This window comes from Bradyrhizobium sp. AZCC 2230, assembly GCF_036924495.1.
In the GTDB taxonomy this organism is placed as follows: domain Bacteria; phylum Pseudomonadota; class Alphaproteobacteria; order Rhizobiales; family Xanthobacteraceae; genus Bradyrhizobium; species Bradyrhizobium rifense.
The window spans coordinates 8,674,913-8,688,599 of sequence record NZ_JAZHRS010000001.1; the positions used below are offsets into that span (position 1 = coordinate 8,674,913).

13 protein-coding genes are annotated in these 13,687 nt (G+C 63.4%); 7 read left to right on the plus strand and 6 right to left on the minus strand.

The features are described from left to right. Positions 1-114: 114 nt before the first annotated feature. From V1280_RS41300 to V1280_RS41310, 3 genes are all read right to left on the minus strand, one after another. Positions 115-1,392: an acyl-CoA dehydrogenase family protein gene (locus V1280_RS41300; RefSeq protein ID WP_008138641.1), complete on the minus strand. Its 1,278-nt coding sequence runs from the start codon at positions 1,390-1,392 to the stop codon at positions 115-117. Between the two features lie 283 nt (positions 1,393-1,675). Next, complete coding sequence (locus tag V1280_RS41305; RefSeq protein WP_334536522.1) at positions 1,676-2,056, minus strand: VOC family protein; 381 nt, start codon at positions 2,054-2,056, stop codon at positions 1,676-1,678. Positions 2,057-2,165: 109 nt separating this feature from the next. Continuing rightward, on the minus strand, positions 2,166-2,945 hold the full coding sequence (locus V1280_RS41310; protein ID WP_334536525.1) for an SDR family NAD(P)-dependent oxidoreductase: 780 nt from the start codon (positions 2,943-2,945) through the stop codon (positions 2,166-2,168). A gap of 203 nt (positions 2,946-3,148) precedes the next feature. Here V1280_RS41310 and V1280_RS41315 point away from each other — a divergent pair, with 203 nt between their 5' ends. From V1280_RS41315 to V1280_RS41325, 3 genes are read left to right on the plus strand one after another with little or no spacing between them, the layout of a single operon-like run. Beyond that, positions 3,149-3,937: an enoyl-CoA hydratase/isomerase gene (locus V1280_RS41315; RefSeq protein WP_334536527.1), complete on the plus strand. Its 789-nt coding sequence runs from the start codon at positions 3,149-3,151 to the stop codon at positions 3,935-3,937. Beyond that, positions 3,934-4,920: a phosphotransferase family protein gene (locus tag V1280_RS41320; RefSeq protein ID WP_334536529.1), complete on the plus strand. Its 987-nt coding sequence runs from the start codon at positions 3,934-3,936 to the stop codon at positions 4,918-4,920. Before V1280_RS41315 ends, V1280_RS41320 begins: the two co-directional genes overlap by 4 nt. 2 nt (positions 4,921-4,922) lie before the next feature. Further along, positions 4,923-5,300, plus strand: a complete 378-nt coding sequence (locus tag V1280_RS41325) for a DUF6285 domain-containing protein (protein ID WP_334536531.1) — start codon at positions 4,923-4,925, stop codon at positions 5,298-5,300. 104 nt (positions 5,301-5,404) lie between these two features. Here V1280_RS41325 and V1280_RS41330 read toward each other — a convergent pair whose 3' ends face one another. Then, on the minus strand, positions 5,405-6,184 hold the full coding sequence (locus V1280_RS41330; protein WP_334536533.1) for an enoyl-CoA hydratase-related protein: 780 nt from the start codon (positions 6,182-6,184) through the stop codon (positions 5,405-5,407). A gap of 214 nt (positions 6,185-6,398) precedes the next feature. Between V1280_RS41330 and V1280_RS41335 the strand changes: the two genes are divergently transcribed. Then, entirely contained in the window at positions 6,399-7,673 is a 1,275-nt protein-coding gene (locus tag V1280_RS41335) for an acyl-CoA dehydrogenase family protein (RefSeq protein WP_334536534.1), read from the plus strand. Positions 7,674-7,802: 129 nt separating this feature from the next. On the opposite strand, the gene V1280_RS41340 is transcribed toward V1280_RS41335, so the two are convergent. Both V1280_RS41340 and V1280_RS41345 read right to left on the minus strand, forming a co-directional pair. Continuing rightward, the gene (locus V1280_RS41340; protein ID WP_334536535.1) at positions 7,803-9,380 is read right to left on the minus strand and encodes a fatty acid--CoA ligase; all 1,578 of its coding nucleotides are present in this window, start codon (positions 9,378-9,380) and stop codon (positions 7,803-7,805) included. 234 nt (positions 9,381-9,614) lie between these two features. Then, complete coding sequence (locus V1280_RS41345; protein WP_334536537.1) at positions 9,615-10,487, minus strand: SDR family oxidoreductase; 873 nt, start codon at positions 10,485-10,487, stop codon at positions 9,615-9,617. Positions 10,488-10,591: 104 nt separating this feature from the next. On the opposite strand from V1280_RS41345, the gene V1280_RS41350 reads away from it, so the two are divergent. The 3 genes from V1280_RS41350 (at position 10,592) to V1280_RS41360 (ending at position 13,672) form a co-directional block, all read left to right on the plus strand. After that, positions 10,592-11,401 carry a crotonase/enoyl-CoA hydratase family protein gene (locus V1280_RS41350; protein WP_334536539.1) on the plus strand — a complete coding sequence of 270 codons (810 nt, stop codon included), beginning with the start codon at positions 10,592-10,594 and terminating at the stop codon, positions 11,399-11,401. Positions 11,402-11,563: 162 nt separating this feature from the next. Beyond that, on the plus strand, positions 11,564-13,108 hold the full coding sequence (locus tag V1280_RS41355; protein WP_334536541.1) for an acyl-CoA synthetase: 1,545 nt from the start codon (positions 11,564-11,566) through the stop codon (positions 13,106-13,108). Between the two features lie 159 nt (positions 13,109-13,267). Next, a complete protein-coding gene (locus tag V1280_RS41360) occupies positions 13,268-13,672 on the plus strand; it encodes a YccF domain-containing protein (RefSeq protein WP_334536543.1) in 405 nt (134 codons plus the stop codon). The last annotated feature ends 15 nt before the right edge of the window (positions 13,673-13,687 follow it).

The following is a 13,687-nucleotide window of genomic DNA, read 5'->3' on the forward strand; positions in this document are numbered from 1 at the left end:
CAGATATCGTAGGGTGGGCAAAGCGAAGCGTGCCCACCATTTCTTGCACAAGTCGAGATGGTGGGCACGGCGCGCAAAATGCGCGCCTTTGCCCACCTTACGGCATCTCGTGGCTTACGCCATGCTCAGCTCGTGACGTCCCACCACCATCCAGTGCACCTCGTCCGGACCATCGGCAAAGCGCAGGTGGCGGACGTCCTGGTACATCTCCGCAAGCGGGGTCCAGTGCGAGATGCCGGTGGCGCCGTGCATCTGGATCGACTGGTCGATGATCTTGCAGGCGCGCTCCGGCACCATGGCCTTGACCATGGAGACCCAGACGCGGGCTTCCTTGTTGCCGAGTACGTCCATGGCCTTCGCGGCCTTCAGCACCATCAGCCGCATCGCTTCGATCTCGCAGCGCGCCTGCGCGATGATCTGCATGTTGCCGCCGAGATGAGCGATCTTCTTGCCGAAGGCTTCGCGGGTGAGGCCCCGCTGCACCATCAAATCGAGCGCCTTCTCGGCCTTGCCGATGGTGCGCATGCAGTGATGGATGCGTCCCGGTCCGAGGCGGAGCTGGGAGATCTCGAAGCCGCGGCCCTCGCCGAGCAGCATGTTCTCCTTCGGCACGCGCACATTGTTGAAGCGCATGTGCATGTGACCGCGCGGCGCGTGGTCCTGCCCGAACACATACATGGGCCCGAGCACCTCGACGCCGGGCGTATCGCGCGGCACCAGGATCTGCGACTGCTGCTTGCTCGGCGCCGCGTCCGGATTGGTCTTCACCATCACGATGAGGATCTTGCAGCGCGGATCGCCGACGCCGGAGATGTAATACTTCTCGCCATTGATGACCCACTCGTCGCCGACGAGCTTTGCCGTGGTCGAAATGTTCTTGGCGTCGGAGGAGGCGACGTTCGGCTCGGTCATGACATAGGCCGAACGGATCTCGCCGTTCATCAGCGGCTTCAGCCACTTCTCCTTCTGCTCCTTGGTGCCGACGCGCTCCAGCACCTCCATGTTGCCGGTGTCGGGCGCCGAGCAGTTCATGGTCTCGGATGCGAGCGGGCTCTTGCCGAGCTCGGAGGCGATATAGGCGTAGTCGAGATTCTTCAGGCCCTGGCCGGTCTCGTCATCGGGCAGGAAGAAGTTCCAGAGGCCTTCCTTCTTGGCCTTGTTCTTGGCGACCTCGAGCACCTCGAGCTGCTTCGGGGTAAAGCTCCAGCGATCCTGTTTGCCTTCGCCGGCCTTGGCGAACTCGATCGACATCGGCTCGACCGTCTCGCGGATGAACTTCCTGACGTGATCGTAGAGCGGCCGGACCTGGTCCGACATGCGCAGATCGTTGAGCTCGTCGCCGGGATTGAGCGTGTAGTTGGTGGTGCGGGGAATGTAGGCGTGCTTTGTCATTGTTCCTCCCGGGGTCACTGAGATCGCGTTGGGCCGGAGAATAGTCGGAGCGCGGCCAAAGGGCGAGCGCGTATTTTCTCACGCAAGCCATGCCATGCGATGGAATTTCGCAAGGCCGTTTGAAATGTTGTTTGAATGGAGGCGTTGCCACAACTTCCGCTATCATCGCCCGATTTAATCGGGCGATCCAGTATTCCAGAGACCACAGTGATCGAACCGAAAGGCCGCGGCGTACTGGATGCCCCGGTCAAGCCGGGGCATGACAGCGGTGAATGCGTCTAGCTCAGTTCGGCATCCGATGCATCGCACAGATCTTGTTGCCGTCGAGATCGCGCAAATAGGCGAGATAGAGCTTGTTCCCCGCGCCCTCGCGGATGCCGGGCGGATTCTCGATTGGCGTACCACCGGCGGCGATGCCGGCGGCGTGCCACTTGTCGACCTGCTCAGGCGAGTTGGCGGCAAAGCCGATGGTGCCGCCATTTGCGCACGTCGCGGGCTCGCCGTTGATCGGCTTGGTCACCGAGAACACGCCGGTCTTGGTGAAGTAGAAGATGCGATGGCCGTCGACCTTGGCCGGGCGCACTTCGAGCGTGCTCAGCAAATTGTCGTAGAACGACTTGGCCTTGTCGAGGTCGTTGGTGCCGATCATGATGTGTGAGAACATTTGCCCATTCCCCTCAGAGTTTGTAGCCCGGATGGAGCGCAGCGAAATCCGGGTCTTGCTTAGTTTTGAAAATCCCGGATTGCGCTTCGCTCCATCCGGGCTACGAAAATCAAAATGCCGTATAGCCGCCGTCGATCACGAACGTATCCGCGGTGTGATAGGACGACGCCTTGCTCATCAGATACACCGCGATGCCGCCGAAATCGCTGGCCTCGCCGAAGCGGCGCGTCGGAATCCGCGGCATCACGTTGGCGACGAACTTTTCATTGGCCATGAGACCTGATGTCATGTCGCTCTTGATCCAGCCGGGCAAGATCGCGTTCGCGGTGACACCATGGCGCGCCAGCTCGACGCCGAGCGCGCGCACCAGCGCGTTGATCGCAGCCTTGGTCGCGGCGTAATGTTCGTTGCGCGCAGTGCCGAAGATCGAGGCGAGGCTCGAGGTCGCGACCAGCCGGCCGAAGGGATCGCCGGCATTGGCGCGATCGGTCATGTGTTTTGCGGCGGCCTGAAAGGCGTGGAACACACCGTCGAGATTGGTCGCAAACATCGTGCGCCATTCCTCCTCGGTGCGCTCGATGAAGGACCGGCGGCCACCGCCGCCGATGCCGGCATTGGCGAAGCAGCCGTCGACCCGGCCGAACGTGTCGAGCGTTGCCTTCATCGCGGCATTGACGGAAGCCGGATCGGTGACGTCGCAGACGCGGGTATCGACCTTGCCGGACAGGCCCGCCATGCTCGCGGCAGCAGCCTTGTTCTTGTCAGCATTGCGGCCCCAGATCGAGACGTTGCAGCCCTGGCCGGCCAGCGCCTGCGCGATGCCGAGCCCGATACCGCCGTTGCCGCCGGTGATCACGGCGACGCGGCCGGTGAGATCGAAAAGGTTCATGGCGCGTTTCCTGTTTTTGGCAAGGTTTTTGGCAGGGTTTTTTGATACGACGCGCGTCAGCCGGTGCGCGCAAGATCATGCGATATGACGGTGGGGTATGCTTTCGTCACCATGGACAAGACCGCGCCAAAAATCAAATATGCGCCGCGGCAAAATGAATTCCGGTCTGCGAAACATCGCCGCCCAAAACTGATGAGGAAACGATGCAGTTCAAACACGTCACGCTCGATCTCGATGGTTCGGTTGCGATCCTCAGGCTCGACCATCAGGAGGTGATGAACGCGGTCTCGATGGACATGCTGGGCGGGCTCTCCGATGCGCTCGACGCGATCGAGGAGAAGAGGGACGAGGTGCGCTGCGTCGTGCTGACCGGCGCAGGCCGCGCGTTCTGCACCGGTGCGAATCTCCAGGGCCGCAACAACCAGTCGAAGAAGACCAAGGCCGGCTTGACGCTCGAGACCGGCTTTCATCCGTTCCTGCGCCGCGTCCGCAATCTGCATTGCCCGATCGTCACCGCTGTCAACGGCCCGGCCGCAGGCGCCGGCATGAGTTTCGCCCTGCTCGGCGACATGATTTTGTGCGCGCGGTCCTCCTACTTCCTCCAGGCATTCCGGCGCATCGGTCTGGTGCCGGATTGCGGCTCGACCTGGCTGCTGCCGCGCCTGATCGGCAAGGCACGCTCGCTCGAATTGTCGTTGATGGGCGAGCGGCTGCCGGCCGAGAAGGCGCTGGAATGGGGCCTCATCAACCGCGTCTATGATGACGGCGTGCTGATGGAGGAGGCGATGAAGCTCGCGCGCGACCTCGCGAGCGGGCCCACAGTTGCGCTGTCGCTGATCCGCAAGCTCTATTGGGACAGCCCCGAAAACTCATTCGAGGACCAGCTCAATCTCGAATTCCAGTGTCAGCTCCGCGCCGGCGATACTGAGGATTTCCGTGAGGGCGTCGGCGCGTTCCTGGAGAAGCGGCCCGCGCAGTTCAAAGGCAAATGATCGAGGCGGAGCTTTCCCGTAGCGTCCAGCGCTGGTGTCCCGGTGCGACCGGCGTCACCGGCGCGGCAAAGCTGTCCGGCGGCGCCAGTCAGGAAACCTGGCGCTTCGACATCACGCATCCCAACGGACCGATCGACGCGATCCTGCGCCGTTCGCCGAAAGGCTATGGCGCGGCGCCGACGCGCGCGGCTGGCCTTGCCGCCGAGGCGCAGCTGATGCAGCTCGCCTATGAGGCGGGCGTGCCGTCGCCGCGTGTGATGCATGTGCTGACGCCGGACGAGGATCTCGGCACCGGCTTCATCATGCAGCGCGTCGAGGGCGAGACCATCGCGCGCAAGATCCTTCGCGACGAGGAGTTCGCGGCGGCGCGGCCGCGTCTCGCGCGACAGATCGGTGGCGTGCTTGCGGGCTTGCACAGGCTACCGCAGGACAAGCTGCCGGAGCTGCGCAGCCGCTCGGCGACCGAGGAGATCTCCGAGTTCGAGCGCGACTATCGCAGCCTGGACTGGCCAAAGCCCGTGTTCGAGCTGGCGCTGCGCTGGTTGCGCGACCACGATCCGGGCCCGTCGACCGAGACCACGCTGGTGCATGGCGATTTCCGCAACGGCAACCTTATCATCGGCGCTGACGGCATTCGCGCGGTGCTCGACTGGGAACTCGCCCATCTCGGCGATCCCATGGAGGATCTCGGCTGGGTCTGCGTCAATTCCTGGCGGTTCGGCGAGATCGACAAGCCCGTCGGTGGTTTTGGTTCGCGCGAAGAGCTGTTTGCGGGTTACGAAGCGGCGGGCCGGGAGGTTGACCCGTCGCGCGTCAAATTCTGGGAAGTGATGGGCACGTTGCGCTGGGGCATCATGTGCGGCGGCATGATGCAGCGGTTCCGCGAGGGGCCGGATCATTCCATGGAGCGCGCGATGATCGGCCGCCGTGCGTCCGAGACCGAGATCGATCTGCTGCGGCTGCTCGCGCCGCGGGGAGGTTAGGCATGCAGGACGAACCGACACCGATCGAGCTGACCAAGGCGGTCGCCGATTTCCTCCGCAACGACATCGCGCCGCTGATCTCCGGTCATCAGGCTTTCAAGCTGCGCGTGGCGATCAACATCCTCGACCTCGTCACGCGGCAGCTGACGCGGGAGGAGGGGAGTGACGCGAAGGAAGTGGAGCGGTTGCGCGCGCTGCTGGGTGCCGACGGCTCAGTCACTGACCTCAACCGCGCGCTCGCGGAACGTATCGCCAAGGGCGAGGCTGATCTCGCAACGCCGGGGCTTGCCGAGCATCTGTGGGCGACCACGATGGACAAGCTCGCGGTCGATCAGCCGAATTATGCGTCGTACAAGCGCGAGCTGGGGCGAGGCGGGTAACTCTCTCCCCGTCATTGCGAGGAGCCCTTGCGACGAAGCAATCCAGAGTGTTTCCGCGGATGCATTTCTGGATTGCTTCGCTGCGCTCGCAATGACGAGTTGAGCTACTTCCCCACCCATTTCGGCGGCCGCTTCTCGGAAAACGCCTTCGGGCCCTCGATGTAATCTTGTGAGGCCACCATCGCCTTCACCGCCGGATACTCGCGCTGCTCCTCGATCGCCTGCTCCAGCGACACGGCGAGCCCCTTCCGGATGGTCTGCTTGGACGCCCGGATCGACATGGGCGAGTTCTTGGTGATCATCTCCGCCCAGCGCAGTGCAGCCGTGAGTGCCTCGCCCTGCGGCACCACCTCGTTCACGAAGCCGAGTTCGTGGCCTTCCTTGGCGCTGACGTGGCGCGCGGTGAGGATCATGCCCATGGCGCGCTTCAGGCCGATTTGCCGCGGCAGCCGGTGCAGGCCGCCGGCAAGTGCGGCGAGGCCGACGCGCGGCTCGGGCAGGGCAAAGGTCGCGTTCTCCGAGGCGATGATCAGGTCGCAGGCGAGCGCGATCTCGAAGCCGCCACCCATGGCGACGCCGTTGACCGCGGCGATGATCGGCTTGTCGCAGTCGAAGCGTGAGGTGAGGCCGGCAAAGCCGCCCTTGTCCCAGCCGCGTTTGCCGCCCGCTGCCTGCCACTTCAGATCGTTGCCGGCGCAGAAGGCCTTGTCGCCGGCGCCGGTGACGACTGCGACCCATTGCTCTGGATCGGCGGCGAAATCATCAAACACCTTGTTGAGCTCGAAATGCGCGTCGATGTGCAGCGCGTTGTAGACCTCGGGCCGCGACAGCGTGATGATCGCGATCGGCCCCTTGCGTTCCACCTTTGAGAATTTCAGCTCCATCGCGCGCTCCCGCAGTTTCTCGTGAAGGAATATTGACGTCATACTACCGCGCGTCAGCGTCCGAGCACCATCGAATTGCGCGGGGCGCGCCTTGCGCCTCTCACACATCTCACCTTGCTTGACTTGCGCGCGCTCTTCTCACCTTAATCGTGCGAAGCAAAAACGCGCCTAGCGCCTTAACGCAAAACGATAAAATCAATCCGGGAGAGAACCTTTGGATTTCTCATTGCCTGCCGATCTCGTCGCCTATCTCGGAGAGCTCGATCGTTTCATCGAACGCGAGATCAAGCCGCTCGAACAGGCCGACGACAACATCCGCTTCTTCGATCATCGCCGCGAATGGGCGCGCACCGATTTCGAGAATGACGGCCTGCCGCGCCACGAATGGGAAGCGCTGCTGCGCAGGGCCAAGGATCTCGCAGACGCCGCCGGCCATCTGCGTTTGCCGGTGCCGAAGCAATATGGCGGCAAGGACGGCTCCAACCTCTGGATGGCCGTGATCCGCGAGCATTTTGCGGCAAAGGGTCTTGGCCTGCATAACGACCTCCAGAACGAGCATTCCATCGTCGGCAATTTTCCCGTCGTCACCATGCTCGACCGCTACGGCCGCGACGACCAGAAGGCGATGATCGACGGCTCGATCAAGGGCAAGTATCGCATCACCTTCGGATTGACCGAGCCGCATCACGGCTCGGACGCGACCCATATGGAGACGCGCGCGGTGCCGGCGACCCGCGACAACGTCAAGGGCTGGATCATCAACGGCGAGAAGATGTGGACGACCGGCATGCACGTGGCCACGCATTGCGCGTTGTTCGCGCGCACGTCGGGCAATGACGGCGATGCCCGCGGCATCACTTGCTTCCTGGTGCCGGCCAAGAGTCACGGCGTGAAGGTCGAGGAATATATGTGGACCTTCAACATGCCGACCGACCATCCCCGCGTCAGCTTTACCGATGTCTTCGTGCCTGAGGACGCCCAGTTCGGCGAGGTCGGCCGTGGCCTGTCGCTGGCGCAATGTTTTGTCCATCAGAACCGCATTCGCCAGGCGGCGAGCTCACTCGGCGCCGCCGTCTACTGCATCAACGAGAGCGTGAAGTACGCGCGCGAGCGAAAGCCGTTCGGCAGGGCGCTTGCCGAGAACCAGGCGATCCAGTTCCCGCTGGTCGAGCTCGCAACCCAGGCCGAGATGCTGCGCCTGTTGATCCGCAAGACCGCCTGGGAGATGGATCAGCTCAACGAGGAGCAGATCGAGCGCACGCTGTCCGATCGCGTCTCCATGTGCAACTACTGGGCAAACCGCCTGTGCTGCGAATCCGCCGACCGCGCCATGCAGGTCCACGGCGGCATGGGCTACTCACGCCACAAGCCGTTCGAGCATATTTATCGGCACCATCGCCGCTATCGCATTACCGAGGGCAGCGAGGAGATCCAGATGCGCAAGGTGGCGGGGTTTTTGTTCGGGTTTATGGGGCCGGGGAAGCATTAGGGCACACGGCTATCGTAGGGTGGGCAAAGCGAAGCGTGCCCACCACGCCTTGAATGCGGGACAAGATGGTGGGCACGGCGCGCGAAGAGCGCGCCTTTGCCCACCCTACGGCACTTCGTCGCTTCGCGATCAATTCACCCGTCGGTCCTTCCCCGCCCAATACGGCTCGCGCAATTGCCGCCGCAAGATCTTGCCTGACGGATTCCTCGGCAGCGCCGGCAGAAACTCCACGCTCTTGGGCGTCTTGAACCCTGCAATGCGCTCGCGGGTGAAGTTGATGATGTCGGTTGCGGTCGCCTGCTTGCCCGGCTTCATCACTACGACAGCCTTCACGGCCTCACCCCATTTGTCGTCGGGGATGCCGATCACGGCGGCCTCGGCGACATCAGGATGATCGCATAGCGCGCTCTCGACCTCGGCCGGGTAGATGTTCTCACCGCCGGAGATGATCATGTCCTTGATGCGATCGTGGATATAGAGGTAGCCGTCTTCGTCCATGTAGCCGGCATCGCCGGTGCGCAGCCAGCCGTCGCCGCGCAGCGTCGACGCGGTCGCCTCCGGCAAATTCCAGTAACCGGCCATGTTGGAGCCCGAGCGCGTCGCGATCTCGCCGACCTCGCGCGGCGGCAGCGGCTTGCCGTCGGCGTCGAGGATGGCGATCTCGACGCCCGGCAGCGCCTTGCCGGCGGAGCGCATCCGCTCCAGGCCTTCGACGTGATCCTCCGGCGGCAGCGCGACGATGGTGCCCGTCGTCTCCGTCATGCCGTACATCTGCACAAAGCCGCATTTGAAGATCTCGATGCATTCCTTCAGCAGCGCTGCAGGAATGGGCGAGGCGCCGTACAGCATGTATTTCAATCGCGAAAAATCGACCGTCTTCGCGCGCGGCTGCCGCACCACGAACTGCATCGCCGCCGGCACCATGAAGAGTTTCGTGATGCCCGACTGCTCGAAGAAATCCAGCACCTTGGTCGGATCGAACTCACGCGCGATCACGCCGCGGGCGCCGTGATAGAGCCCCATCACGCCCCAGCCCGAGCCGCCGATATGGAAGATCGGCATCGCCACCAGCGACACGTCGGTGGTCGACCACCGGTTCCATTCCGGCTTGTCTTCGGCATTGCCGGTCTGCACGAGGTTGAGGAAGTTCGCGTGGCTCAGCATCGCGCCCTTCGGCTTGCCGGTGGTGCCCGACGTGTAGAGCTGGATCGCGATGTCTTTCGTGTCGATCGGCACCTTGGGATCGTCGCCGCTCTGCGCATCGCGCCATGCGGTAAAGTCCTGCCATTCCGGCGCGCCGCCTTCAGTGGTGATGACGGTACGCACGCCCGGAAGCTGATCCTTGATCTGCGAGACGAGTGTGATGAACTCCGGCCCGACGAACAACACCGGCGCTTTGCAATCCACGACGATGAAGGCGACCTCGGGTCCGGCGAGCCGCCAGTTCACCGGCGCCATCACCGCGCCGGCCTTCATCGCGCCCATCAGCAGCTCGAAATAGAGATCGCTGTTCTTGCCGAGATAGGCGATGCGGTCGCCCTTCTTCACGCCCATCGCGATCAACGCGCTGGCGACCTTGTTGGTCTTGACGTCGAACTCGGCAAAGCTGGTGACGCGGCCCTCGAACTCATAGGCCGTGGCATCGCCGCGGCTCGTCGCGCGCTCGCGCACCATCTCGGCGAGATTCGCCAATGGCTGTGTGGTCATGTCTCTCCCGTGGGCGTTTTGTTTTTATGCCGCGGAGTGTGGCGTTATCCGCGAGTGAAGACAAGGTGGGAGAGGGGCGGTGGTGGCTTCCGTGTCCCGGACGCGCTGCAGCGCTCTTGTGCTGCTGCGCTGAGCCGGGACCCATGATGTTTTGGTGTGTAAGGAGAGATGGGCCCCGGCTCTGCAGCGCACCACGCCGAAGGTGGCGCGCTGCGCTGCGTCCGGGGCATGAGATTACCCCCGCTTCGCCCGATCCTTCTCGTTCTGCGCCATGATGCTCTCGCGCGCGGTCTTCCAGTCGTCGTCGCTCCAGTCGCGAAGCTGGTAGAAATTGCCGCCCATGGCGAGCGCCTGGGCACCGTCCATGGCGATGGTCTCGCCGGTGATCCAGTCGCAGCCGCCGGAAATCAGGAACACCGCGAGGTTCTGCAGCTCCTCCATGGTGCCGACGCGGCCCATCGGGTTCATCGCCTTGGTGCGTGCGCCGGCTTCATCGCCCGGTTTGATGCGCTTGCTCATGCCCTCGGTCGGGATCTCGCCCGGCGCGATGGTGTTGAGGCGGATGCCGTAGCGACCCCATTCGGTCGCGAGCGACATCGTCATGGCGTGGATCGCCGACTTGCTCATCGCCGACGGCACCACGTAAGGCGAGCCGTTGCGCACCCAGGTCACGGTGATCGAGACGACGTTGCCGGGCTGCTTCAAGGCGATCCAGCGCTTGCCGACCGCATGCGTCACATAGAACGTGCCGTGCATGACGATGTTGGCGACGGCATCGAAGCCGCGCGGCGAGAGTTCTTCGCTGCGCGAGATGAAATTGCCGGCGGCGTTGTTGATGAGGTCGGTGAGGGGACCGTCGCGAAAGATGTTTTCGATCATCTCGTCGACCGCGAGCGCATTGCGAATGTCGACGCCGTGGCTGGTGACGCGGCCGCCATACTCAGCCATCAGCTCGGTCGCGGTCTCGTCGCAGACGATCTTGCGCCGGCCGCAGATGTGCACCTCGGCGCCGAGCTGGAGGAAGCGCGCCGCCATCGACTTGCCGAGCCCTGTGCCGCCACCGGTGACAAGGATGTTCCTGCCGGCCAGAAGATTTTCCTTGAACATGGCTGTTTCTCCCGTACGGATTGTCGGTTAATTGGTCGATTGACTAAATCCGGCCGTCAGCTTTCTGTAAAGCGGCACCGAACAAGAACAGGGAGAATTCATCCATGGAAGAGCGCGTCTCGATCTCGATCTCGGAAGGCGTCGCCGACGTGCGCCTGGTGCGTGCGGACAAGATGAATGCGCTCGATCAGGCCATGTTCGAGGCCCTCGTTGCGGCAACCGAGCGGCTTTCGAAGGAAAACGGCGTCCGCGTCGTCGTGCTGTCAGGCGAGGGCCGCGCCTTCTGCGCCGGTCTCGACATGGGGCGTTTTGCCGCCATGAAGGAGAAGGGCGGCAACGGAATTCCGGGTGGCGAAAATCGCGATCTCACCAAGCGGACGCATGGTCAGGCGAATTTTCCGCAAGCCGCGGTGTGGGGCTGGCGCCAGCTTCCGGTTCCCGTGATCGCGGCCGTGCATGGCGTTGCCTTTGGTGGCGGCTTCCAACTCTCGCTCGGCGCCGACATGCGCTTTCTCGCACCCGATGCGCGAATGTCGGTGATGGAAATCAAATGGGGCCTTGTGCCGGACATGGCCGGCACACCGATCCTCGCCTCGCTCGTGCGCGACGACATCTTGCGCGATCTCACCTACACGGGCCGCATCTTCTCCGCGCAGGAAGCCATGACCTATGGCCTCGCCACGCGCATCTGCGATGACCCGCGCGCCACAGCGCTCGAAGTCGCGCGCGAGATCGCCGGCAAGAGTCCCGATGCGATCCGCGCGGCAAAACGCCTGCTCAACAATCTCTCGGTCGATCCGGGACCGGCGTTGCTCGCGGAGTCGGTCGAGCAGCAGAAGCTGATCGGCAGCGCGAACCAGACCGAAGCGGTGCGGTCGAATCTGGAGAAGCGCGCGGCGAAGTATGCGGACTGAGTTCGTCATTCCGGGATGCGCCGTAGGCGCAGGCCCGGAATCCATCGCGCCTCATTGTCCGCTGTGAAATGGATTCCGGGTCCGATGCCTCGCATCGCCCCGGAATGACGGCCTGAGTGGTACCCGCCTCTGTCAACCCGACGAAAGATCGGAATTCAACAAATGAGCGAAACGTCCCCATTCCTCGGCATCGTCTCCGGCGATCGCCGTCGCGCCCATGCCGAGGTCGCCAATCGCGCCGACCGCATCGCAAGTGGCCTCGCCAAGATTGGCGTCCGCCAAGGCGATTGCGTCTGCATGCTGATGCGGAACGATATCGCCTTCCTGGAAGCTGCCTACGCCGCGATGCGATTGGGTGCCTATGGTGTGCCGGTCAACTGGCACTTCAAGCCGGAGGAGATCAACTACATCCTCAAGGACACCGGCACTGCGGTCCTGATCGCGCATGCCGACATGCTGCACGGCCTACGCGATGCGATCCCCAAGGGCGTCACGGTGCTCAGCGTGCCAACGCCGCCAGAGATCTTGGCCAACTACAAGATCGATCCGGATCACCTGACGACTCCGGACTTTGCGATCGATTTCGAAAGCTGGCTCGCGCAGCACCATCCCTATGACGGCCCGGTCGTGCCGCAGCCGATGAACATGATCTACACGTCGGGGACGACAGGCCATCCCAAGGGCGTGCGGCGCAACGCGCCGACGGCGGATCAGCAGGCCGCCGGCGAGCGCATGCGCGCGATGATCTATGGCTTGAAGCCCGGCGCCCGCGCGATCCTGCCGGGCCCGCTCTATCATTCCGCACCGAACTCGTTCGGCATTCGCGCAGGCAAGCTTGGCGGCGCGCTGGTGCTGATGCCGCGCTTCGAGCCGGAAGAGTTTCTGGAGCTGATCGAGCGCTTTGAGATCGACACCATCTTCATGGTGCCGACCATGTTCATCCGCCTGATGAAACTGCCGGAGGAAGTCCGCAAGAAGTACGACGTCTCCTCGCTCCGCCACATCATCCACGCCGCCGCTCCCTGTCCGGCCGACGTCAAGCGCGCCATGATCGAATGGTGGGGGCCGGTGATCTATGAATTCTACGGCTCGACCGAGTCCAGCGCCGTCACGTTTGCGACCTCCGAGGACGCGCTGAAGAAGCCCGGCACCGTCGGCAAGATCTCACCCGGCACCGAGCTGCGTTTCATCGGCGATGACGGAAGCGTGCTGGGTGTGGGTGAGATCGGCGAGATCTATTCGCGCATGGCCGGGATGGCGGACTTCACCTACCACAACAAGCCCGAGAAACGCGCCGAGATCGATCGCGACGGTTTCATCACCTCGGGCGACGTCGGCTATATCGACGAGGACGGCTACGTCTTCATCTGCGACCGCAAGCGCGACATGGTGATCTCAGGCGGCGTCAATATCTATCCGGCCGAGATCGAGTCGGTGCTGCATGCGGTGCCCGGCGTGCATGATTGTGCCGTGTTCGGCATCCCCGACGCCGAATTCGGCGAGGCATTGATGGCGGTGGTCGAGCCGCAGCCGGGCATCACACTCGATGCCACCGGCATCCGCGCGCGGCTGAAAGCGTCACTCGCCGATTACAAGGTGCCGAAGCATATCGAGATCCGCTTAGGCCTGCCGCGCGAAGACTCCGGAAAAATATTCAAGCGCCGTCTGCGCGATCCCTATTGGGAGCAGGCGGGGCGGAATATCTGAACGCCCTGTAGCCCGGATGGAGCGAAGCGAAATCCGGGGCCTTCAGGCCTCGGGAAGAATCTTGGATTTCGCTGGACTACCCTGTCTTCGCAGCGATGGATTTCGCGCCTATATAGGCGGCTCACTGATCTCTGGATGATCCCAAGGTTCCTGAATCTCATGGCCCCCGTTTCCATTCTGCTCAACGTCATCTGGATTCTCATCGGCGGTGCCTGGATGGCCGTCGGCTGGCTGATCGCCGCGGTGATCATGGCCGTCACCATTATCGGCCTGCCCTGGGCGCGCGCGGCGTTCAATATCGCCGTCTACACGCTGTTGCCATTCGGCTCGCGAGCGGTCAACCGCGACGAGGTCACCGGCGTGAGTGATATCGGCACCGGTCTGCTCGGGGTGATCGGCAACATCATCTGGTTCGTGCTGGCCGGCTGGTGGCTGGCGCTGGGCCACGTCCTGACCGCCGTGGTCTTCGCCATCACCATCATCGGCATTCCCTTCGCCTGGGCCCATCTGAAGCTTGCGGGCATCGCGCTCTGGCCGATCGGCAAGGTGATCGTGCCGGCCTAGCTCCGCCCTTGGTGT